Source organism: Pseudomonas sp. App30 (assembly GCF_047947025.1).
Lineage (GTDB): Bacteria > Pseudomonadota > Gammaproteobacteria > Pseudomonadales > Pseudomonadaceae > Aquipseudomonas.
Window position 1 is genome coordinate 4,929,317 of record NZ_CP133165.1, and the last position, 21,175, is coordinate 4,950,491.

General features: G+C 63.3%; 20 protein-coding genes. 9 read left to right on the forward strand and 11 right to left on the reverse strand.

The features are described 5' to 3' along the window. Positions 1 to 83: 83 nt before the first annotated feature. The 4 genes from RAM80_RS22810 to RAM80_RS22825 are packed head-to-tail and all read right to left on the reverse strand — an operon-like array spanning position 84 to position 6,386. Positions 84 to 1,448 (reverse strand): heavy metal sensor histidine kinase, encoded by a 1,365-nt coding sequence (locus tag RAM80_RS22810; protein ID WP_416422681.1) that lies wholly within the window; start codon positions 1,446 to 1,448, stop codon positions 84 to 86. After that, entirely contained in the window at positions 1,438 to 2,115 is a 678-nt protein-coding gene (locus tag RAM80_RS22815) for a heavy metal response regulator transcription factor (RefSeq protein ID WP_416422682.1), read from the reverse strand. Before RAM80_RS22815 ends, RAM80_RS22810 begins: the two co-directional genes overlap by 11 nt. Positions 2,116 to 2,124: 9 nt before the next feature. After that, entirely contained in the window at positions 2,125 to 5,226 is a 3,102-nt protein-coding gene (locus RAM80_RS22820) for a multidrug efflux RND transporter permease subunit (RefSeq protein WP_416422683.1), read from the reverse strand. Further along, positions 5,223 to 6,386, reverse strand: coding sequence for an efflux RND transporter periplasmic adaptor subunit (locus RAM80_RS22825; protein WP_416422684.1), 1,164 nt, complete (start codon positions 6,384 to 6,386; stop codon positions 5,223 to 5,225). The genes RAM80_RS22820 and RAM80_RS22825 overlap by 4 nt, the downstream gene beginning before the upstream one ends. Before the next feature lie 238 nt (positions 6,387 to 6,624). Here RAM80_RS22825 and RAM80_RS22830 point away from each other — a divergent pair, with 238 nt between their 5' ends. Further along, on the forward strand, positions 6,625 to 6,912 hold the full coding sequence (locus tag RAM80_RS22830) for a hypothetical protein (RefSeq protein WP_416422685.1): 288 nt from the start codon (positions 6,625 to 6,627) through the stop codon (positions 6,910 to 6,912). A 3-nt stretch (positions 6,913 to 6,915) separates the two neighbouring features. On the opposite strand, the gene RAM80_RS22835 is transcribed toward RAM80_RS22830, so the two are convergent. The 4 genes from RAM80_RS22835 to norR form a co-directional block, all read right to left on the reverse strand. Beyond that, positions 6,916 to 7,239 (reverse strand): hypothetical protein, encoded by a 324-nt coding sequence (locus RAM80_RS22835; RefSeq protein WP_416422686.1) that lies wholly within the window; start codon positions 7,237 to 7,239, stop codon positions 6,916 to 6,918. Between the two features lie 79 nt (positions 7,240 to 7,318). After that, positions 7,319 to 7,783, reverse strand: a complete 465-nt coding sequence (locus RAM80_RS22840; RefSeq protein ID WP_416422687.1) for a GNAT family N-acetyltransferase — start codon at positions 7,781 to 7,783, stop codon at positions 7,319 to 7,321. Positions 7,784 to 7,790: 7 nt separating this feature from the next. Beyond that, entirely contained in the window at positions 7,791 to 8,690 is a 900-nt protein-coding gene (locus tag RAM80_RS22845; RefSeq protein ID WP_416422688.1) for a chemotaxis protein, read from the reverse strand. 173 nt (positions 8,691 to 8,863) lie between these two features. Continuing rightward, on the reverse strand, positions 8,864 to 10,405 hold the full coding sequence (gene norR / locus RAM80_RS22850) for a nitric oxide reductase transcriptional regulator NorR (protein WP_416422689.1): 1,542 nt from the start codon (positions 10,403 to 10,405) through the stop codon (positions 8,864 to 8,866). 153 nt (positions 10,406 to 10,558) lie between these two features. Here norR and hmpA point away from each other — a divergent pair, with 153 nt between their 5' ends. From hmpA to alaC, 8 genes are all read left to right on the forward strand, one after another. Further along, positions 10,559 to 11,728, forward strand: coding sequence for an NO-inducible flavohemoprotein (gene hmpA / locus RAM80_RS22855; RefSeq protein ID WP_416422690.1), 1,170 nt, complete (start codon positions 10,559 to 10,561; stop codon positions 11,726 to 11,728). 244 nt (positions 11,729 to 11,972) lie between these two features. Continuing rightward, entirely contained in the window at positions 11,973 to 12,479 is a 507-nt protein-coding gene (locus tag RAM80_RS22860; protein WP_416422691.1) for a disulfide bond formation protein B, read from the forward strand. Positions 12,480 to 13,066: 587 nt separating this feature from the next. Then, on the forward strand, positions 13,067 to 14,002 hold the full coding sequence (cyoA, locus tag RAM80_RS22865) for a ubiquinol oxidase subunit II (RefSeq protein WP_416422692.1): 936 nt from the start codon (positions 13,067 to 13,069) through the stop codon (positions 14,000 to 14,002). A 3-nt stretch (positions 14,003 to 14,005) separates the two neighbouring features. Next, positions 14,006 to 16,027 (forward strand): cytochrome o ubiquinol oxidase subunit I, encoded by a 2,022-nt coding sequence (cyoB, locus tag RAM80_RS22870; RefSeq protein WP_416422693.1) that lies wholly within the window; start codon positions 14,006 to 14,008, stop codon positions 16,025 to 16,027. Between the two features lie 3 nt (positions 16,028 to 16,030). Then, positions 16,031 to 16,660: a cytochrome o ubiquinol oxidase subunit III gene (gene cyoC, locus RAM80_RS22875; RefSeq protein WP_416422694.1), complete on the forward strand. Its 630-nt coding sequence runs from the start codon at positions 16,031 to 16,033 to the stop codon at positions 16,658 to 16,660. Then, complete coding sequence (gene cyoD, locus RAM80_RS22880; protein ID WP_416422695.1) at positions 16,660 to 16,995, forward strand: cytochrome o ubiquinol oxidase subunit IV; 336 nt, start codon at positions 16,660 to 16,662, stop codon at positions 16,993 to 16,995. Before cyoC ends, cyoD begins: the two co-directional genes overlap by 1 nt. Positions 16,996 to 17,005: 10 nt before the next feature. After that, positions 17,006 to 17,893, forward strand: a complete 888-nt coding sequence (gene cyoE / locus RAM80_RS22885) for a heme o synthase (RefSeq protein ID WP_416422696.1) — start codon at positions 17,006 to 17,008, stop codon at positions 17,891 to 17,893. A gap of 317 nt (positions 17,894 to 18,210) precedes the next feature. Next, positions 18,211 to 19,431 (forward strand): alanine transaminase, encoded by a 1,221-nt coding sequence (gene alaC / locus RAM80_RS22890; protein ID WP_416422697.1) that lies wholly within the window; start codon positions 18,211 to 18,213, stop codon positions 19,429 to 19,431. On the opposite strand, the gene RAM80_RS22895 is transcribed toward alaC, so the two are convergent. From RAM80_RS22895 to RAM80_RS22905, 3 genes are all read right to left on the reverse strand, one after another. Further along, a complete protein-coding gene (locus RAM80_RS22895; RefSeq protein ID WP_416422698.1) occupies positions 19,428 to 19,697 on the reverse strand; it encodes a hypothetical protein in 270 nt (89 codons plus the stop codon). The two genes, alaC and RAM80_RS22895, sit on opposite strands and share 4 nt — an antisense overlap. Before the next feature lie 121 nt (positions 19,698 to 19,818). Then, positions 19,819 to 20,478: a DJ-1/PfpI family protein gene (locus tag RAM80_RS22900; RefSeq protein WP_416422699.1), complete on the reverse strand. Its 660-nt coding sequence runs from the start codon at positions 20,476 to 20,478 to the stop codon at positions 19,819 to 19,821. A 63-nt stretch (positions 20,479 to 20,541) separates the two neighbouring features. Beyond that, a complete protein-coding gene (locus RAM80_RS22905) occupies positions 20,542 to 20,952 on the reverse strand; it encodes a DUF4087 domain-containing protein (protein WP_416422700.1) in 411 nt (136 codons plus the stop codon). Between the last annotated feature and the right edge of the window lie 223 nt (positions 20,953 to 21,175).

Genomic DNA, 21,175 nt, shown 5'->3' on the forward strand with positions numbered 1-21,175 from the left:
AACAAATATATAAAGCGAGGCGCCACGGAACAAGTGAAAATAAAGATAAGAGCCTTTACGAAACTTGTAACAGTGGCGCGCAATCAGGCGGGAAGGCTGATGCCAAAGGTGTTGGCGCCCTGTTCGCTGCGCACGAAAACGCTGCCACCGTGCATCAGCGCGATGGCCTTGACGATGGCCAGGCCCAGGCCATGGTTGGCGCCGCTGTTGCTGCGCGAGGCGTCCACCCGGTAGAAACGCTCGAACAGCTTGGGCAGGTGTTCCTGGGCAATGCCGGGGCCGGGGTTGCTGACTTCGATGTGCACCTGGTCGCCGTGGGGCGTGATGCGCACGTCGATCTGCTGGCCGGCGGCGGTGTGCTGTACGGCGTTGTTGAGCAGGTTGATCAGGGCACGGCGCAGGTGCGCGCGCTCGATGTGCACCTGGGCGTCGCCGCTCACGCGCACGCTGATTTGCGCGTCCTCGAGGATGAACTCCAGGTAGTCGACGGTGGTGGCCACTTCCTCGGCCAGGGAGCTGGCGGTCAGTTGCGTGGCCTTGCTGCCCTGGTCGGCGCTGGCCAGGAACAGCATGTCGTTGATGATGCTGCGCAGGCGCTCCAGCTCTTCGAGGTTGGATTGCAGCACCTCGAAGTAATGCTCGGCCGAACGGCCACGGGTGAGCGCCACCTGGGTCTGGCCAATCAGGTTGGTGAGCGGCGAGCGCAGCTCGTGGGCGACGTCGGCGTTGAACGCCTCCAGACGCCCGTAGGCCTGGTCCACCCGTTCCAGCGACGAGTTGAAGGCCATGACGAACTCGTTGAGCTCCGGCGGCAGCGGCGACAGTTGCAGGCGCCCGGACAGGCGCGGTGGCGCCAGCTTCTGTGCCTCGCGGGACAGGCTCACCAGCGGCCGCAGCCCCACCCGCGCCACCCAGTAGCCCAGGGCCGAGGCCAGCAGCACGCCCAGGGCGGCGAAGCTGATCAGGGCGATTAGCAGCGTGTGCTGGGTTTGCGAGAAGGTGTCGGTCTCGATGCCGGCCAGGAAGCGCAGCGGCGGCCGCTGGTCCACCGCCGGCAGGGCGTTCACCAGCACTTTCAGCGGGTAGGCGTGCTCGGCCAGCACCAGGTCGCGCTTGCCCGGCCTGCCCAGGGCGAAGTCGCGCACCTGCGGGTCGGGGTGGCCGTATTCGAAGGCCGGGTTGCCGCTGACCACCCAGAAATGCAGGCGCCGGTCTTCTTCTTCCAGCAGGTGCAGCTTGGCGACGATTTTCGCCCAGCGCTCGGGCGAGCCGTCGCGGGTCAGCACCGATTCCAGCACGCTGTAGCGCGCGTCCAGCTCGGCCTCGGGCAGCAGGCCCAGGCTCTTGTCGACCTGGCGGTACAGGGCCCAGCCGATCAACAGGAAGATGACCATCGCCACCAGGGTGAACAGTGCGCTGAGGCGCGCGGCGATGGAGTTAGTAATCACGCCGGCTCTCCAACACATAGCCCATGCCGCGGATGGTGTGGAGCAGTTTTTCCTCGAACGGCCCGTCGAGCTTGGCGCGCAGGCGCTTGATCGCCACTTCGACGACGTTGGCGTCGCTGTCGAAGTTGATGTCCCACACCAGCTCGGCAATGGCGGTCTTCGACAGGATCTCGCCCTGGCGTCGGGCCAGCACGCTGAGCAGCGAGAACTCCTTGGCGGTCAGGTCCAGGCGCTGGCCGGCGCGGCTGGCCTTGCGGCTGATCAGGTCGATCCACAGGTCGGCCACGCTGATCTGCACCGGTTCATGGCCGCCACTGCGGCGGGTCAGGGCCTGCAGGCGCGCCACCAGTTCCAGGAACGAGAAGGGCTTGCCCAGGTAGTCGTCGGCGCCTTCGCGCAGGCCGCGGATACGGTCTTCAACGCGCTCGCGGGCGGTGAGCATGATCACCGGGGTCTGCTTGCGCGCGCGCAGGGCGCGCAGCACGCCGTAGCCGTCGAGCCCGGGCAGCATCACGTCAAGGACGATCACCGCGTAGTCGCTTTCCAGTGCCAGGTGCAGCCCTTCGATGCCATCGGGGGCCAGGTCGACGGTAAAGCCTTGTTCGGTGAGGCCGCGGTACAGGTAGTCCGCGGTCTTTTCTTCGTCTTCGATAATCAGGATACGCATGGTCCGCTCTCAATGGCCGGCTGGCAGCGCCGCGGCAGGGGCCGCCTGGCGCCGATGGAACAGCCGCTCCAGCTGCAAGTATATGACTGGCGTGGTGAACAGTGTCAGTGCCTGGCTCACCAGCAGGCCGCCAACCACGGCCATGCCCAGGGGCTGGCGCAGCTCGGCGCCGGCGCCGAAGCCGAACATCAGCGGTAGGGCACCCAGCAGGGCCGCCAGGGTGGTCATGATGATGGGCCGGAAGCGCGTGAGGCAGGCCTTGAAGATCGCGTCGTGGGGCGACAGGCCTTCATGGCGCTGGGCCTCCAGGGCGAAGTCGACCATCAGGATGCCGTTCTTCTTGACGATGCCGATCAGCAGCACCAGGCCGATCAGCGCCATGATCGAGAAGTCCTGGCCGCACAGCCACAGCATGATCAGCGCGCCAAGGCCGGCCGAGGGCAGGGTGGAGATGATGGTCAGCGGGTGCACGAAGCTTTCGTACAGCACGCCGAGGATGATGTACACCGCCACCAGCGCCGCCAGGATCAACCACGGCTGGCTGGCCAGCGAGCTCTGGAACGCCTGGGCGGCGCCCTGGAAGTTGCCGGTGATGGAGGCCGGCATGCCGATCTCGCTCTGGGCGCGGTTGAGGATCTGCACCGCATCGCCCAGCGCCACCCCAGGGGCCAGGTTGAACGACAGGTTGGCGGCCGGGAACATGCCATCGTGGGCAATGGACAGCGGGCCGATGCTGGGCGCGTCGACCCGCGCCAGCGCCGACAGCGGCACCATTTCATTGGTCAGCGGCGAACGCAGGTAGAAGAAGTTCAGGCTCTCGGCCTTGCCGCGCTGGGCCGCGTCCAGCTCGAGCACCACCTTGTACTGGTTGGTCTCGGTCTGGAACTCGTTGATCTGCCGTTGGCCGAAGGCGTCGTACAGCGCCTGGTCGATGTCGGCGGCGCTGATGCCAAAGCGCGCGGCGGCGCTGCGGTCGATGCTGATGTGGGTGATGCTGCCGCCCAGCTGCAGGTCGTTGGACAGGTCGCGGAAAGCCGGCAGCGAGCGCAGTTTCTCGGTCAGGCGCTGGGCCCAGAGGTTCAGGGTAGGGCCATCGTTGCTCTTGAGCACGTACTGGTACTGGGCACGGCTGGGGCCGGAACTGAGGTTGATGTCCTGGCCGGCGCGCAGGTACAGGACGATGCCCGGCACCTTGGCCAACTGCGGGCGCAGGCGGTCGATGAACTCGCTGGCCGAGACATCGCGGTCGCCACGGTCTTTCAGGGCAATCCAGAAGCGGCCGTTGGCGATGGTCTGGTTGCTGCCGGTCACCCCCACCGAGTGGGAGTAGGCCTGCACGGCCGGGTCGGCACCGACGATCTTCGCCAGTTCCAGGTGCTTCTTGATCATGTCCGGGTAGGAAACGTCTGCTGCCGCCTCGGTGGTGCCGAGCACAAAGCCGGTGTCCTGGATGGGGAAGAAGCCCTTGGGAATGAAGATATAGCCGCAGATGGCCAGGCCTACTGACAGGCCGAAGATGCCCAGCATCAGCCGCTGGTGCGCCAGGGCCTTGCGCAGGTAGTGTTCGTAGCCGGCCAGCAGCCGCTCGCCGAAGCCGGGCCGGGCGTCGGCGTGGTGCACCGGGGCGCGCATGAACATGGCCGCAAGCGTGGGGGCCAGGGTCAGCGACACCACCACCGAGATGAGGATGGTGGAGGTGGCGGTCAGGGCGAATTCCTTGAACAGCCGGCCCACCACGCCACCCATGAACAGCAGCGGAATGAACGCCGCCACCAGCGAGAAGCTGATGGAGACCACGGTGAAGCCGATTTCGCCGGCGCCTTTCACCGCCGCCTCGCGCATGCCTTCGCCCGCTTCCAGGTGCCGGTGGATGTTCTCCACCACGACGATGGCGTCGTCCACCACGAAGCCCACGGCCACGACGATGGCCACCAGGGTAAGGTTGTTGAGGCTGAAGCCCAGCGCGTACATCAGCGCGAAGCTGGCCACCAGTGACATGCCCAGCACGCTGGAAACGATCAGCGTCGCCGACCATTGGCGCAGGAACAGCGCCATCACCGCCACCACCAGCAGCACGGCGATCAGCAGGGTGGTTTCCACCTCGTGCAGCGAGGCGCGGATGGTGCGGGTGCGGTCGATCAGCGTGGTGACCTGCACCGACGCCGGCATCATGGCTTGCAACCCGGGCATGGCGGCCTGCACCCGTTCCACGGTGTCGACGATGTTGGCGCCGGGCTGCCGGGTGATCACCAGGTTCAGGCCCGGCTGGTCGCCAGACCAGGCCTGCACGTAGGCGTTTTCCGAACCGTTGATGACTTTCGCCACGTCGGTCAGGTGCACCGGCGCGCCGTCCTTGTAGGAAATGATCACCTGGGAGTAGTCAGCCGGCTCGAACAGCTGGTCGTTGGCGGCGAAAGTGGAGACACTGGAGTCGCTGTACAGCGCGCCCTTGGCCAGGTTCAGGCTGGTGTTCTGCAGGGCCACGCGCACGTCGGCCAGGGTCAGGCCGATGGCCGCCAGCTTGTCGGCCGAAGCCTGCACGCGAATCGCCGGGCGCTGCTGGCCAGTGATGTTCACCAGGCCCACGCCTTCGATCTGGCTGATCTGCCGGGCCAGCAGCGACTCGGCGTAGTCGCTCAGTTCGGTGCCGGGCATTTGCGACGAGCTGATGCTGTAGATCAGCACCGGGCTGTCCGCCGGGTTGACCTTCTTCCAGGTGGGCAGGGTGGGCATGTCCTTGGGCAGCAGGCCGGCGGCGGTGTTGATGGCCGCCTGCACTTCCTGGGCAGCGGTGTCGATGCTCTTGCCCAGGGTGAACTGCAGGATCAGGTTGCTGGTGCCCAGGGCGCTGGTGGAGGTCATCTGGGTCATGCCGGGGATGGCGCTGAACTGCACCTCCAGCGGCGTGGCCACCGACGAGGCCATGGTCTGCGGGCTGGCCCCGGGCAGCGCGGCGCTGACCTGGATGGTGGGGAACTCGGCCTCGGGCAGGGGGGCCACGGCCAGGCGCGGGAAGGCGATGCAACCCAGCAGCACCAGGGCGAAGGTCAGCAGCAGGGTGGCCACCGGGTGGTCGATGCACCAGCCTGAAATGCCGCCGCGCACGCTCATGGCTGTGGCTCCACGGTGGTGTCGGCAACCGCTGGGGGTGGCTGCTTGACCACTTCGACGGTGCTGCCGGGCTTGAGCCGCGACTGGCCGTCGCTGACCAGAGTGTCGCCGGCGGCCACGCCGTCGATCACGGTCAGGCTGCTGTCCTGGTAAACCACCTTGACCGCCACCGACTCGACGCTGTTGGCTTTCACCCGGTAGACGAAGTGGTTGTCGACGCCGCGCTGCACCACCTGGGGCGGTACCACCAAGGCGTTGCGCAGCAGCTCGCTCTGCAGGCTGACGTTCACCAACTGGCCGGGCCACAGGGTCTGGCCCTTGTTGTCGAACTGCGCCTTGGCGCGGATGGTGCCGGTGGTGGCCGACACCTGGTTGTCGATCAGGCTCAGGTGGCCGGTGCCCAGCAAGGTGCCGTTGTCGCTGTCGCCATCGACGAAGGCCTTCACCTGGGCCGGCTCGCTGCCGTGCACCAGGGCCTGCAGGGTGGGCAGGCTTTGCTGGGGCAGGGCGAATTCCACGGCGATGGGGTCGATCTGGGTCACGGTGAACAGGCCCTGGGTGTCGGTCACGCGCAGGAAATTGCCTTCGTCGACGCTGCGAATGCCCACGCGGCCGGTCACCGGTGAACGGATCTGGGTGTAGGACAGCTGCACCTGGGCGGCGGCGATGCTGGCCTGGTCGCCCTCGATGGTGGCCTTGAGCTGGTCGACCAGCGCCTGTTGCTGGTCCAGGGTCTGGCGTGACACGCCATTGTCGACGCTCAGGTCCTTGTAGCGCTTGAGGTTGACCCCTGCCACCTGCAACTGCGCCTGGCTCTGGCCCAGTTGCGCCCGGGCCTGGTCGAGGCTGGCGCGAATGGCGCGGTCGTCAATGCTGGCCAGCAGGTCGCCCTGCTTGACCCACTGCCCTTCCTTGACCGCCAGTTTGGCGAGGATGCCGTCGATCTGCGGGCGCACGGTCACGCTTTGCAGCGACTGCACGGTGCCAATGCCGGTGAGGTACTTGGGCACGTCCTGGCGGCTGACTTGCACCACGCGTACCGGGATGGGCGCGGCGGCCGCGACCTTGTGCGCCGGCTTTTTCCAGTACCAGAGGGCGGCGCCCAGCAGGGCAATGATGATCAGGGCCAACAGCAGTTTTCTTGTTATCGGTGTGCGCATGCGGGTGAGACGCCGGGGTCGTGGGCAGGGAAGGGGGATTGCTTCTCTTTATATAGCGGCAATCGGGTCGCGAGCATGACGTGTCGCTGTCAGTTTTGTCAGGAAGGCGGTGCTGGTCCGCCACGGCCTTGCTCGTAATCTCGGCTTTTTCCTACAAGTAAAAGGGAAACGCCCAATAGCGGTAACTTTTTGATACCGAGACACTTGGTTACGTTTTGTCCACCTGCAGAGGTTGCCCTTGAATCGCCCCCACCTGGGTAAATGGTTGAACCCCGTTGCGCTCGTGCTGATGCCGCTGCTGTTGGTGGTGCTGCACTACCTGCCGGTGGCACCAGGCAGCAAGGCCTGGCTGGCCAGCCTGGGCGGCCTGGCGGTGTGCCTGGTGGCGCTGCTGCAGGACAACCCCTGGTTCAAGGCTTCGTTGTTCGCCAGCCTGTTGGCCAACGTGCTGTGCCTGGCGCTACTGGGCAGCAGCGACAGGCTGCAGCCCTGGCTGGACCTGGTGTACCGGTTTGTCTGGCTGTGAAGCTCAGGGCTTGCGCACGCTCATGATCGAGTCCCATTCGCTGACCTGGGCGCGCTGCTGTTGCTTGTCGAACAGGCATAGCTCGCGGCCCTGGCGGTTCTTCATGTGCGCCTGGGGGTAGCGGCCCTGCAACAGCAGGGCGCTGTAGCCGACGCTGTCGTCGAATTCGGCGGGGCGGCCCACGGGCTGGCTGTCCTTGAGTTGGCTGGCCGCCACGCAGGCGTCGATCACCTGCTGGTCGTGGGCAGCCCAGGCTTCATCGCTGGAGGCCTGGGCGGTGGCGCACAGGCACAGCAGCAGAAGCGCGGAAAAGCGGGTGGTAGTCATCGGTAGCCTCGTTGGCGAAAGCGCGAAGTATGACCCAGGGCCAAGGCCGGCTTGCGGCCAGCATTGTTACTGAATATAGCTACTGACTATAGCGGCGCACCTTGGCCATGCCGGCGCGGGCATAAAGCCTCAGCGCGTTGGCATTGTCAGCCAACAGGGTCAGGTCGACGAAGCCCTCGTCGCGGCGCCGGTAGGCGTTGAACAGGTCGTTGAGCAAGGCCAGGCCCAGGCCCTGGCGGCGGGCGTCGGGTTGCACGGCCAGGTGGCGGATGAAACTGCTGGTCCAGCCCATGGCGAACCCTGCCAGGCCGTCGGGGCCGTAGGCCAGCCGGCACAGGCGCGGGTCGAACTCGGGGTCGCTGGCCAGTTGTTCCAGCCAGGCCTGGGGCGTGCTGGTGGGTTCCAGTTGCTGCACGCTCAGCAGCAAGGCGTGGGCGGCTGCGGCAGCAGCAGGCTCCCAGGGCCGCAGTTGCACGCCGAGCGGCCACCGCACGGCGGCCTCGGCAATGCCCAGGGCCTTGCGCATCAGGATGCACTCGGCCATGGCGGTGTCAGTGGGGCACGCCGGCCACCGCGCGGGCGGCGCGGATCAGGCATTGGGTCAGCTCGGGCGACGAGAATTTAGTCAGCACGGCGTTGGCGCCGGCGGCCTGGGCCTTGTCGCTGTTCATCTTGCTGTCCAGCGAGGTGTGCAACAGCACGTAGAGGTCCTTGAAGTCGGGGGTTTCACGCAGGGTACGGGTCAAAGCGTAGCCGTCCATTTCCGACATTTCGATGTCCGACACCAGCACGTTGATCTGCTCGGCGGTGCCTTGCAGCTCCAGCAGGCGGTCGATGGCCTCGCGGGCGCTGCGCGCGGTGTGGCAGTCGATGCCCAGGTTGCGCAACGTCAGCAGCGACTGCTGCAGGGCCACCTGGCTGTCGTCCACCACCAGGATGTTGGCCTGGGCCAGCAGTTGCGCGTCTTCTTCGCTGAGCCGCTCGTGGCCGGCCTCGATGGGCGCAGGGGCGATGCCGTGGATGACCTTCTCGATATCCAGCACCTGCACCAGCGCGCCGTCCACCTGGGTGACCCCGGTGATGAACGACTTGACCCCGGCGCCGTAGGGCGGCGGGCGGATGTCGGTGGTCAGGCAGTGGACGATCTTGCTCACGCCCTGTACGTGCAGGCCCTGCTTGGAGCGGCTGATGTCGGTGACGATCAGGCAGCCGCCGCTGGGGTCCAGCAACGGCATTTCGCCGATGGCACGGCTGAGGTCGATCACCGACAGCGAGGTGCCGCGCAGGGTGGCCACGCCCTTCACGTGCGGGTGCGACTCCGGCAGGCGGGTCAGGGGCGGGCAGGGGATGATTTCACTGACCTTCAACAGGTTGATCGCCATCAACTTGCCGCTGCGCAAGGTAAACAGCAGGAGCGAGAGTGAATCTGCGCGGGCATTCTTGGACGACATGGGGACCTTCTCTGTCAGACCGGTTTCAATTCGATGCCAGGTTTATCGACCCGGCGCGGGCAGGCTTTAGGCCGGTGGGCGGTTGTTTGTCATCCTGGGGCTGCGTGGTGGCCGGGACGCGGCCCTGAGGGCGTAGCAGCGGCCGGCAGGCCGCGTCCGGGCGCCCCGCAGGGCTACTTCAAGCCCAGGCGACGGGCGAGGCGCGCCAGGTTGGCGCGGTCCAGGCCCAGCTCGCGGGCGGCGGCGGCCCAATTGTGCTGGTGGCGGGCCAGGCAGGCCTGGATCTGCTGGCGCTGGAACAGGTCGGTGGCCTGGCGCAGGTCGATGCCCGCTGCCACGGCGTCGTCGGGGATCAGCGCTGCGCTGCTGGGCGCGGCACGCAGGTCCAGGTCGGCGGCGGCCAGGGTGAGGATGTCCGGCCGCTTGCCCTGTTGCCCCAACGCCTTGAGCGCGGCGCGGCCGATCAGGTGTTCCAACTCGCGCACGTTGCCCGGCCACGGGTAGGCCAGCAGCGCGGCCTGGGCGTCGGCGCTCAGGCGCAGGCTGCCCAGGCCCAGGCGCGAGCGGTTCTGTTCCAGGAAATAACCGCTGAGCAGCAACACGTCATGGCCGCGCTCGCGCAGCGCCGGCACCTGCAGCGGGTACACGCTGAGGCGGTGGTAGAAGTCTGCCCGGTAGCGACCCTCGCGGACTTCCTCGGCCAGGTCCCGGTTGGTGGCGGCGATCAGGCGCACGTCCACCTGGTGCTCGCGGTCCGAGCCCAGGCGTTGCAGCTGGCCACTCTGCAGCACCCGCAGCAGCTTGGCCTGCACGCTCAGGGACAGCTCGCCCACCTCGTCGAGGAACAGGGTGCCGCCGTTGGCCAGCTCGAACTTGCCGAGCCGGTCGCTGGTGGCGCCGGTGAAGGCGCCGCGCACGTGGCCGAACAGTTCGCTTTCCACCAGGGTGTCGGGCAGCGCCGCGCAGTTGAGGCTGATCAGGGGCTGCCGGGCGCGCGGCGAGGCCTGGTGGATGGCCTGGGCCACCAGTTCCTTGCCTACCCCGGTTTCGCCGGTGATCAGCACGGTGAGGTCGCTGCCGCCCACCAGGCGGATTTCGTCACCCAGGCGTTGCAGCGCCGGGCTCTGGCCGATCATTTCATGGGGCTGCTGGCCGCTGGCCTGGCGGTAGACCTCGGCCCGCTGGTGCTCGTCCTCGGCGCGCATGGCCAGTTGGTCCATGCGTTCGGCCACGGTGACGGTGGCGGCGGCCATGCTGGCGAACGCCTCCAGGGCGTCCAGGTCCAGGCTGTCGAAGCGCTGCGGGTCCAGCGCGTCCAGGGTCAGCAGGCCCCAGGGGCGCTCCTCCACGAACAGCGGGCAGCCCAGGCAGTCGTGCACGTGCAGGTCTTCATGCAGGCCGTCCACCAGCCCGTCGTAGGGGTCGGGCAGGGTGGTGTCGCTGTCGAAGCGGGTGGGGCCGGGGTTGTTCAGCAGGATCTCGAAGCGCGGGTGTTCGCTGACCTTGAAGCGCCGGCCCAGGGTGTCGGTGCTCAAGCCGTCCACGGCCAGTGGCACCAGGCAATCGCCGTCCAGGCGCAACAGCGCGGTGGCATCGCAGGGCAGCAGGGTGCGCAGGCTTTGCAGCAGGCGGCGGTAGCGCTCGCGTTCGGGCAGGTCGCGGGACAGGTCGGAGACCAGTGGCAGCAGGGCAGTGAGCAGCGGTTTTGCAGTCATAATGACCTCGTGTAGTCATAATGACTGTAGTTGGTTGTGGTCATTTTGACCATGTCTTTTATTAAGTTATTGATTTTTATGGATAAAATAGTTGGCATGAAGCGTGAAATACCTTGGGCAACCTTTTCAACTTACGCTTCAAGGAGTTACGCCATGCTCAGTGCCCAGGATCGCGCCATCGTCAAATCCACCGTCCCACTGCTGGAAAGTGGCGGCGAAGCGCTCATCACCCATTTCTACCGCACCCTGCTGGAGGAGAACCCCAGCGTGCGCCCGCTGTTCAACCAGGCCAACCAGGCCAGCGGCGACCAACCGCGGGCCCTGGCCAATGGCGTGCTGATGTATGCCCGCCATATTGACCAGCTCGACCAGCTGGGCGGGCTGCTGGCGCGCATCATCAACAAGCACGTGGCCTTGCAGATCCAGGCCGAGCATTACCCCATTGTCGGCGCCTGCCTGCTGCGTGCCATCGAGGAAGTGCTGGGCAGCGAGATCGCCACCCCGCAGGTGCTGGCGGCCTGGGGCAACGCCTACCAGCAACTGGCGGACATCCTGATTGCCGCCGAGGCCGAGGTGTATCAGCAGAAGGCTGACGCCCCAGGCGGCTGGCGCGGCGGCCGGGACTTCAAGCTGGCAGCGCGGGTGCAGGAGAGCAGCGAAATTGTGTCCTTCTACTTCGAGCCCGTGGACGGCCAGGCCATTCTCGATTTCAGCGCCGGCCAGTACATCGGCATCAAGCTGCTGATCGACGGCGAGGAGCACCGTCGCAATTACTCCCTGTCGGCCCTGGCCAAGGCCGGGCAGTACCGTATCAGCGTCAAGCGCGAGGCCGGGGGCAAGGTCTCCAACTTCCTCCACGAGCGCCTGCAGGTAGGCGACCAGGTGCAGCTGTTCCCGCCTGCCGGCGAGTTCGTGCTGCACGCCGGCAGCAAGCCGCTGGTGCTGATCAGCGGTGGCGTGGGCATCACCCCGACCCTGGCGATGCTGGAAGCGGCGTTGCCCAGCCAGCGGCCGATCTATTTCATCCACTGCGCGCGCAATGCCGCGGTACACGGTTTCCGCGACTGGGTGGACAACCTGGCGGCGCGCCACCCGCAGCTCAAGCGCTTCTACTGCTACGCCGAGGCAGGCGGGGCAGCGGATGCGGTGGGCTTGTTGGATAACGCGCTGTTGAACCGCTGGTTGCCGGCCGAGCGTGACCTGGACGCCTACTTCCTGGGGCCCAAGGGCTTCATGAAGGCGGTGAAGGGCAACCTCAAGGCGCTGGGCGTGCCGGAAGGGCAGGCGCACTATGAGTTCTTCGGCCCGGCTGCCGAAATCTGAATCACGTAGCAGCGGACGCCAGGCCGCGTCAGGGGCGATGCAATTGTCCCGGACGCAGCCTTCGGCAGCTGCTACGCGGTCAGTGGGTTAACGGAGGGTTAACGCAGGGTTAATTTCGCTGCGGTTTACTCCACAGTCCCGCGCAAGTCCCGGAACCTTCCTGTTTTTTCAAGGTCTTGGTGAGCGTGTAGACTGGCGGGCGCAACGGCACGACAGCCTACCCACACCAATGAAGGGACAAGCAATGAGTGATGTGAAATCGCAGCTGAACCGCGAGAAGCGTTTCCTGGTCTTGCTGGGCATCATCTGCCTGGCGTTGATCGGCGGTGCGCTGTACATGCAGGTGGTGCTGCAAGAGGCGCCATGTCCGCTGTGCATCCTGCAACGCTACGCGCTGCTGTTCATTGCCCTGTTCGCCTTCATCGGTGCCGCCATGCCCGGCAAGCGCAGCCTCACGGTGTTCGAGGCGCTGGTGGTGCTCAGCGCCGTCGGCGGCGCGGTGGCGGCCGGCAATCACGTCTACGTGCTGGCCAACCCTTCTTCCAGCTGCGGCGTCGACGTGCTGCAGCCCTTCGTCGACGGCCTGCCCCTGGCCGACGCCTGGCCCATGGTGTTCCAGGTCAGCGGTTTCTGCACCACGCCCTATCCACCCGTGTTGGGGCTGTCCTTGGCACAATGGGCTCTGGTAGCCTTCGTGCTGACGATCGTCCTGGTGCCGCTGGGCATCTATCGCAACCGCCGCAAGGGCTGAAACGGCGCCCTTCGAGGTCAAGTTACAAATCATTAATCGTGCCGATTTCACCGTCTCGCCAAGGCGTGACCGATAAGCACAGACCTTTTGTAAGGGCTTTATCCCTAGCAAAACCAGGCTTTTAGGGGTGTGACAGGGGGTGCGACATCGTGTCGCAATCCCTTGAAAGTGGGCTTCATTGTTACACTAGCGGAAACTTATTGTTGCTAAATAAGCCATAGTCAATGAAACCTGAGGTATCTACAATCCCCGCAAAATCCGCTGGGCCAGGCTTTGCGAGACGCTCGACAGGTGGCAGAAATGCCCCCCGCCAGTGCTCCAGGCCACGTCAGGCGCGGGGTTGAGAGCCCACCTTGTGTTTCCGCACCCAAATGGATTTGGTCTGCAGACAGGCTATTGCCGACTAACCGACACTTAGCCTGCAAAGGCACAATAAGAAATTACCGTACCACACAGGTCTGCCAAACAGCAGCAGCTGATCTCTAGGCATGCCCGTATCCAACTCGATAAATGCTGACGCTTGGCAGGACGAAGTGTTGGCGATCAAAACACAATTGCACTGATGCAAGCTGCTTAGAGGTCGTGAGATGAGCAAAAAGCGTTACCCCAGACTGTTTGGCATATTGCCCTTTTTCGGCATGCTTTTTCTCGGTGGATGCAAGTGGACCCTGCTTGACCCGAAAGGGCCGATCGGTCTCGACGAGAGAAACCTGATCATTACCGCTACCCTGCTGATGCTGCTGGTGGTGGTACCCGTCATTGTGATGACCATCGTGTTCGCGTGGAAATACCGCGCTACCAACACCTCGGCCAAATACACGCCGGACTGGAGCCACTCCAACAAGATCGAAGCCGCCATCTGGGGTATTCCCCTGTGCCTGCTGATCGTGCTGGGCGTGATCACCTACAAGTCCACTCACGCCCTTGACCCGTATCGCCCGATCGAGTCCGACGTGAAGCCGATCACCATCCAGGTCGTTTCGCTGGACTGGAAGTGGCTGTTCATCTACCCGGACCTGGGTATCGCCACCGTCAACAAGATCGAGTTCCCGGCCAACACCCCGATCAATTTCCGCATTACATCTGACTCGGTGATGAACTCGTTCTTCATTCCGGGCCTGGGCGGCCAGATCTACTCGATGGCCGGCATGACGACCCAGCTGCACCTGCTGGCCAGTCAGCCACATGAATTCGATGGTATCTCCGCCAACTACAGCGGCGAAGGTTTCACCGGCATGAAGTTCAAGGCAGTCGCCACCACCCAGGCGGACTTCGATGCATGGGTCGCGGAAGTGAAGAATTCACCTAAACAGCTTGATTCGGCTGAATACGCTGCTCTGGCCAAACCAAGCGAGAAAGCACCTGTCGCGCTTTATTCCTCGTTCACGCCAAACCTGTTCCAGACCATCATCGACAAGTATGAGGGTATGAATCCAGGCCACATGGCGCACGAAGGCAAAGAAGTCGCCGGTATGGAAGGTATGGACATGGGTTCGCATTCAGCTGCTGGGGCAGAGGAGTAAACGATGTTTGGTAAATTAACTTTGGAAGCGATCCCCTTCCATGTCCCGATAGTGATGGTCACGATCAGTATGATCATCCTGGGTGGGCTGGCGCTGGTCGGGGCGATCACTTACTTCAAGAAATGGTCCTACCTGTGGACCGAATGGCTGACCTCGGTCGACCACAAGAAAATTGGCGTGATGTACATCGTCGTCGCCATGGTGATGTTGGTGCGTGGCTTTGCCGACGCCCTGATGATGCGTTCGCAGCTTGCCTTGTCCGCCAACGGCGGCGAGGGCTACCTGCCGCCTGAACACTATGACCAGATCTTCACCGCCCACGGTGTGATCATGATCATCTTCATGGCGATGCCATTCTTCACCGGCCTGATGAACCTTGCAGTTCCACTGCAGATCGGCGCCCGTGACGTTGCGTTCCCGTTCCTGAACTCCCTGAGCTTCTGGCTGCTGGTATCCGGTGTGGTACTGATCAACCTGTCGCTGGGCGTCGGTGAATTCGCACGTACCGGTTGGGTTGCCTATCCACCGCTGTCGGAACTGGGCTATAGCCCGGGCGTGGGTGTGGACTACTACATCTGGGCACTGCAGCTGTCGGGTATCGGTACGACGCTGACCGGCGTGAACTTCCTGGTCACCGTGCTGAAAATGCGTACCCCAGGCATGAAACTGATGGACATGCCTATCTTCACCTGGACCTGCACCTGGGCAAACGTCCTGATCGCGGCTTCGTTCCCGATCCTGACCGCCACCCTGGCCCTGCTGACCCTCGATCGTTATATGGACTTCCATATCTTCACGAACGAGCTGGGCGGCAACCCGATGATGTACGTCAACCTGTTCTGGGCATGGGGTCACCCTGAGGTGTACATCCTGATCCTGCCAGCGTTCGGCGTGTTCTCCGAAGTGGTCTCGACCTTCTCCGGCAAGCGTCTGTTCGGCCACGTGTCGATGATTCTGGCTTCTGGCTGCATCGCGGTACTGGGCTTCATGGTTTGGCTGCACCACTTCTTCACCATGGGTTCGGGCGCCAGCGTCAACTCCTTCTTCGGCCTGGCAACGATGTTGATTGCCATCCCGACGGGTGTGAAGCTGTTCAACTGGCTGTTCACTATCTACCAAGGTCGCCTGCGCTTCACCGCGCCGGTCATGTGGACCCTGGGCTTCCTGATCACCTTCGCGATCGGCGGCATGACTGGCGTACTGCTGGCCATTCCAGGTGCTGACTTCGTGCTGCACAACAGCCTGTTCGTGGTGGCTCACTTCCACAACGTGATCATCGGTGGTGCTGTATTCGGCTACATCGCAGGCTTCGCCTACTGGTTCCCTAAAGCGTTCGGTTTCACCCTGAACGAGAAGTGGGGCAAGGCAGCGTTCTGGTTCTGGATCTCGGGCTTCTACGTGGCATTCATGCCGCTGTACGCACTGGGCTTCATGGGCATGACCCGTCGTCTGAACCACACTGACAACCCGGACTGGACCCCGTACCTGTACGTGGCCATGGGTGGTGCACTGCTGATCCTGGCCGGTATCGCTTGCCAGTTCATCCAGCTGTACGTGTCGATCCGCGACCGTGATCAGAACCGCGACGTGACCGGTGACCCGTACAACGGCCACACCCTGGAGTGGATGACTTCCTCGCCACCGCCGTTCTACAACTTTGCCGTGCTGCCAACCGCAAACGACATCGATGCCTTCACCGAAGCCAAGCGCAACGGTACCGCGTACACGTTCCCGACGAAGTACACGGATATCCACATGCCTAACAACACTGCCACAGGCCTGGTGATGAGCGCCTTCCTGACTGTGTTCGGTTTCGCGATGATCTGGCACATCTTCTGGCTGGCCGCTGTTGGCCTGATCGGCTGTGTTGGCTACTTCATCATCCACGCTGCGCGTGATGATCAAGGCTACATGGTCCCTGCAGCAGAAGTGGCTCGCATCGAAGGCGAACGTCAACAAATCTTGGCGAAAGCAAACGTGGCTGGTGTCTCCAAGACCCCCGTCAACGCGCTTGAACAGGCTTAAACAATGTCGAACATAGTATTGAACGCTGGAACTGCCCATGGTCACGACCATGGGCACGACGACCACGAACACCATGATGCGGGTCCAATGACCGTATTTGGTTTCTGGATCTACCTGATGACGGACTGCATCCTGTTCGCATCGCTGTTCGCTGCCTACGCCGTACTGTCGGGCAACGTTGCAGGTGGTCCGTCGGGTCATGACATCTTCGAACTGCCGTACGTATTGGGCGAGACTGCCTGCCTGCTGCTGAGCTCCATCACCTACGGCTTCGCCATGCTGGCGCTGCACAAGGGTAACAAGGGTGGCGTGCTGGGTTGGTTGTTCATCACCTTCCTGTTCGGCCTGGGCTTCATCGGCATGGAGCTCAACGAGTTCCACAAGCTGATCTCGGAGGGCTTCGGCCCGTCGCGCAGCGGCTTCCTGTCGGGCTTCTTCACGCTGGTCGGTACCCACGGCCTGCACGTGACCAGCGGTCTGATCTGGATGGCGGTGATGATGTACCAGGTCTCGAAACACGGCCTGACTCCGACCAATAACACCCGTCTGAGCTGCCTGAGCCTGTTCTGGCACTTCCTGGACGTGGTGTGGATCTGCGTGTTCACCGTTGTTTACCTGATGGGGACCCTGTAATGGCTAACGCTCACGCTCACGCCCACGATTCGGGCAGCCACGGCAGCTTCAAGTCGTACATGATCGGTTTCGTACTGTCGATCATCCTGACTGCGATCCCGTTCGCCCTGGTCATGCACCCAGTGTTCTCCAAGTCGGCGACGCTGTTCCTGATCCTGGCATTTGCCGTGATCCAGGTTCTGGTTCACCTGGTGTACTTCCTGCACCTGGACCGTAGTGAGGCGCAACGCAACAACGTCATCGCCTTCGTGTTCGCAGGCATCGTCATCGTGCTGTTGGTTGGCCTGGCGCTGTGGATCATGGTCAGCATCCATACCGTCATGATGGCGCACTGAGGAAAACTGCATGTCCGTTAAGCACTTTATCCAAATCACCAAACCGGGGATCATTTTCGGTAACGTGCTTTCTGTGGCAGGCGGCTTTTTCCTGGCCTCGCAAGGGCATGTAGATTTCGCCCTTTTCCTGGCCACGGTGATTGGCACTTCACTGGTGGTGGCGTCGGGTTGTGCATTCAACAACTGCATTGACCGCGACATCGACGTGAAGATGGAACGCACCAAGAACCGCGTACTGGTCCAGGGCCTGATCTCGTTGAAGGTCGCCCTGGCCTACGCCACCCTGCTGGGTGTGGCGGGCCTGGCCATGCTGTACAAGATGGCCAACCCGCTGGCGGCCTTGGGCGGCCTGATCGGCTTCATCATCTACGTGGGTTTCTACAGCCTGTACCTGAAGCGCAAGTCGGTACACGGTACCCTGGTCGGCAGCCTCTCCGGAGCCATGCCGCCCGTCATCGGGTACGTGGCCGTGAGCGGTCACTTCGACATGGCTGCATTGACCCTGCTGGTGATGTTCAGCCTCTGGCAGATGCCGCATTCCTATGCCATCGCGATCTTCCGCTTCAACGACTACCTGGCCGCATCGATTCCGGTGCTGCCGGTCAAGCGTGGCATCGTTGTAGCCAAGAAACACATCCTGCTCTACATCCTGGCGTTCCTGCTGGCGACCCTCATGCTGACCCTTGGTGGTTACGCAGGCATGAGCTACCTGGCAGTGGCGGCAGCGATGGGCATGTACTGGCTGTACATGGCCTGGACCGGTTACAAGGCAGTTGATGACAAGGTGTGGGCACGCAAGCTGTTCGTGTTCTCCATCTTCACCATCACGGCCCTGAGCGTGATGATGTCCCTGGACTTCAAGGCGCCGACGGAGCTGCTGCTGACCTACGCTCACTGAGTGTAGGTACGCGACTCGATCGCTGTCCTGCTACACCGAAAACGCCCCGTACCGCAAGGTCCGGGGCGTTTTCGCGTTTAAGAGCTCCCGTAGCAGCGGCCGACAGACCGCGTCATGGATTTTTCACTTCTTCAAGATAATCCACTGAATTGTGTTTTGTTTTAAGGTGAAATTTCTGGTTTCACCGTAAATAATTCAAATATCCCTGAAAGGGGGCTGGACAGCTTTTCCTCTCCAGGCTTATTGTTATGTCTCTGGCCAGCACACTGGCCGCGTCGCTCGGACGGTTCCGGGCGCTTACGTCTCGAGGTTTCAACATGGCTGACAACGGTTCTTCGCCGCGCCGCTTTTCGCGTATCGATCGTCTTCCCCCTTACGTCTTCAACATCACCGCCGAGCTCAAGATGGCCGCCCGCCGCCGTGGCGAGGACATCATCGACCTGAGCATGGGCAACCCCGACGGCGCCACCCCGCCGCATATCGTGGAAAAGCTGGTCAGCGTTGCCCAGCGTGAAGACACCCACGGCTACTCGACTTCGCGTGGCATTCCCCGTCTGCGTCGCGCCATTTCGCGCTGGTACGCCGACCGCTATCAGGTTGAAATCGACCCTGAAAACGAAGCCATCGTCACCATCGGTTCCAAGGAAGGCCTGGCGCACTTGATGCTGGCCACCCTGGACCAGGGCGACACCGTGCTGGTGCCCAACCCCAGCTACCCGATCCACATCTACGGTGCCGTGATTGCCGGCGCCCAGGTGCGTTCGGTACCGCTGGTGCCCGGCGTGGACTTCTTCGAGGAACTGGAGCGGGCGATCCGTGGCTCCATCCCCAAGCCGAAGATGATGATCCTCGGCTTTCCCTCCAACCCCACCGCCCAGTGCGTGGAGCTGGACTTCTTCGAGCGTGTGGTGGCCCTGGCCAAACAGTACGACGTGCTGGTGGTGCACGACCTGGCCTACGCCGACATCGTCTACGACGGCTGGAAAGCTCCCTCGATCATGCAGGTGCCCGGCGCCAAGGACATCGCGGTGGAGTTCTTCACCCTGTCCAAGAGCTACAACATGGCCGGCTGGCGCATCGGCTTCATGGTCGGCAACCCGGAGCTGGTCAACGCCCTGGCGCGCATCAAGAGCTACCACGACTACGGCACCTTCACGCCGCTGCAGGTCGCGGCCATCGCGGCCCTGGAAGGCGACCAGCAGTGCGTGCTGGACATCGCCGAGCAATACCGCCAGCGCCGCAACGTGCTGGTCAAGGGCCTGCACGAGCTGGGCTGGATGGTCGAGAACCCCAAGGCCTCGATGTACGTGTGGGCGAAGATCCCCGAGCAGTACGCGCACCTGGGCTCCCTGGAATTCGCCAAGAAGCTGCTGGCCGAGGCCAAGGTGTGCGTGTCGCCGGGCATCGGCTTTGGAGAGTACGGCGACGACCACGTGCGCTTCGCCCTGATCGAGAACCAGGACCGTATCCGCCAGGCGCTGCGCGGTATTCGCCAGATGTTCCGCGCCGATGGCTTCGGCAAGGCCGCCAAGGCCTAGAACACCTGCACCGTGACCACGGCGAGCCCTTCCTGCGGCTCGCCAACCGTCTCAACCCGCAGCTCCGCGACCCGGCCACTGTCCTCGCAGCCCGGGCCTTCAGCCGCGAAGCGGGCCGGCACAGGCTGCTCTGGGGCCAGGAGCAACGGGCACAGGGGCGTGGTCACCGCGCCGCTGAAGTGGATCATGCCTTCCGTGGCCAGGGCGCCGAACGGCGTCAAGGCCAGCAGCAGGAAGGGCAGCGTGTTCAGGGCGTGTCGGGGCATTGTCACTATCCGTTACTGAGATGGAAGCGGCTGCATTATCCGGACGCTCGCACCACACCGTAACCGGATGCTTCCAGTATTGCCTCGGACGCTTCCCGAAACGATCTAGGAAATTTCTCCTTCAGGGCTGGTCTTGCCAGGGGTATTGCATTTGCCGGGCCGTGCTCGCCGCGGTATCGGCACCCAGCAGGCGAGCGACTACATGCAGGCTCATGTCGATGCCAGCAGAAATCCCGGCAGAGGTGATCAGGCTTCCCAGGTCCACGAAGGGCACGTCTGCAACCACCGTCAGCGCAGGGAAGTCACGCTGCAGCAGCTCAATGTCATCCCAATGCGTGGTCACCCGCTGGTTCGTCAGCACGCCGGCCTTGGCCAGCACGAACGCACCGGTGCACACCGACGTCACCAGCGCGGTGCGGGCGGCAGTCGTGGCTATCCAGTCGAGGGTGTGCGGATCCCCCAGCGGCTGGTCGACCACGCCCCCAGGCACTATCAGGATGTCGCAGGGCAGGGCGCTTTCCAGGCTGGCGTCAGCCTCCACGCGCAGGTTGTAACGGGCGCGCACCATGCCTGCCTGGGTGGCTACGGTGTGCACGCGAAACGCCGGGTGAGCCAGCACGCCGTCGCGCAGGGCCACGCGGCTGGCGACGCTGAACACCTCGTAGGGGCCGGCGAAGTCGAGAATCTCGACTTCGGGGTACAGCAGCAGGTTGATGTCCAGCGGGCGTTGGCGAATCAGGTCGTTGAGCATGATGGCTTCCACGCAGAGAGGTGGAACCATCATCGCTCGACCGACGATTGGCGGAAATGACAACAATCACACAAATTCTGCCAATCCTGCGTGCTACATCACAATGGCGCCCACCACGTTCTTGCCCTTCAACGCCGACGGTTCACGCAGGCTGGCGTCAGAGCGGCATGCTGCCAGCGTGCGCGCGGTGGCGGTGGCAATGGCATTGACCGTGTGGGTCTGTTCATCGATGTCGCCGGACAGGCAGGCGCAACCATAGCCGTAGTCACCGTTGGTGCGTATCCACTGGCTGGCACGGAAAATCGGCTTCTGCCCTGGCGCGCTGTAGCCGTCGGCGGTGGCGACTTTCCAGCTGCCTTCGTGGTCGATGAGGTTGATGACTCGCGGGGTAGGGTTCTCGTACCAGCCACACAGGCGCTCTTGGGTGGCCTCTTCGGCATGGGCCAGGGGCATGAGGGAAACAGCGAGCAGCGCGACGCTGCCTGGAATGCGAAATAGGCGCATAAGACCTCCGTGTCTTGGGCGTGCCGACATAAAGCGCGGCAGCCAGATGAACAATGAGAATGGGATTGGCTTCTCAATAACCTTATTATTAGTAACATTATGTTGACGGTTTTTGGTGTCAAAAATGTAGCGTCGTGAGTACTTTTGATGGCGTTGTGCTTAAAATGACGAGGCGGTCACAATTTTCATGATGGCGTTTTAGGCGCTTATAAACCTTCTGTAG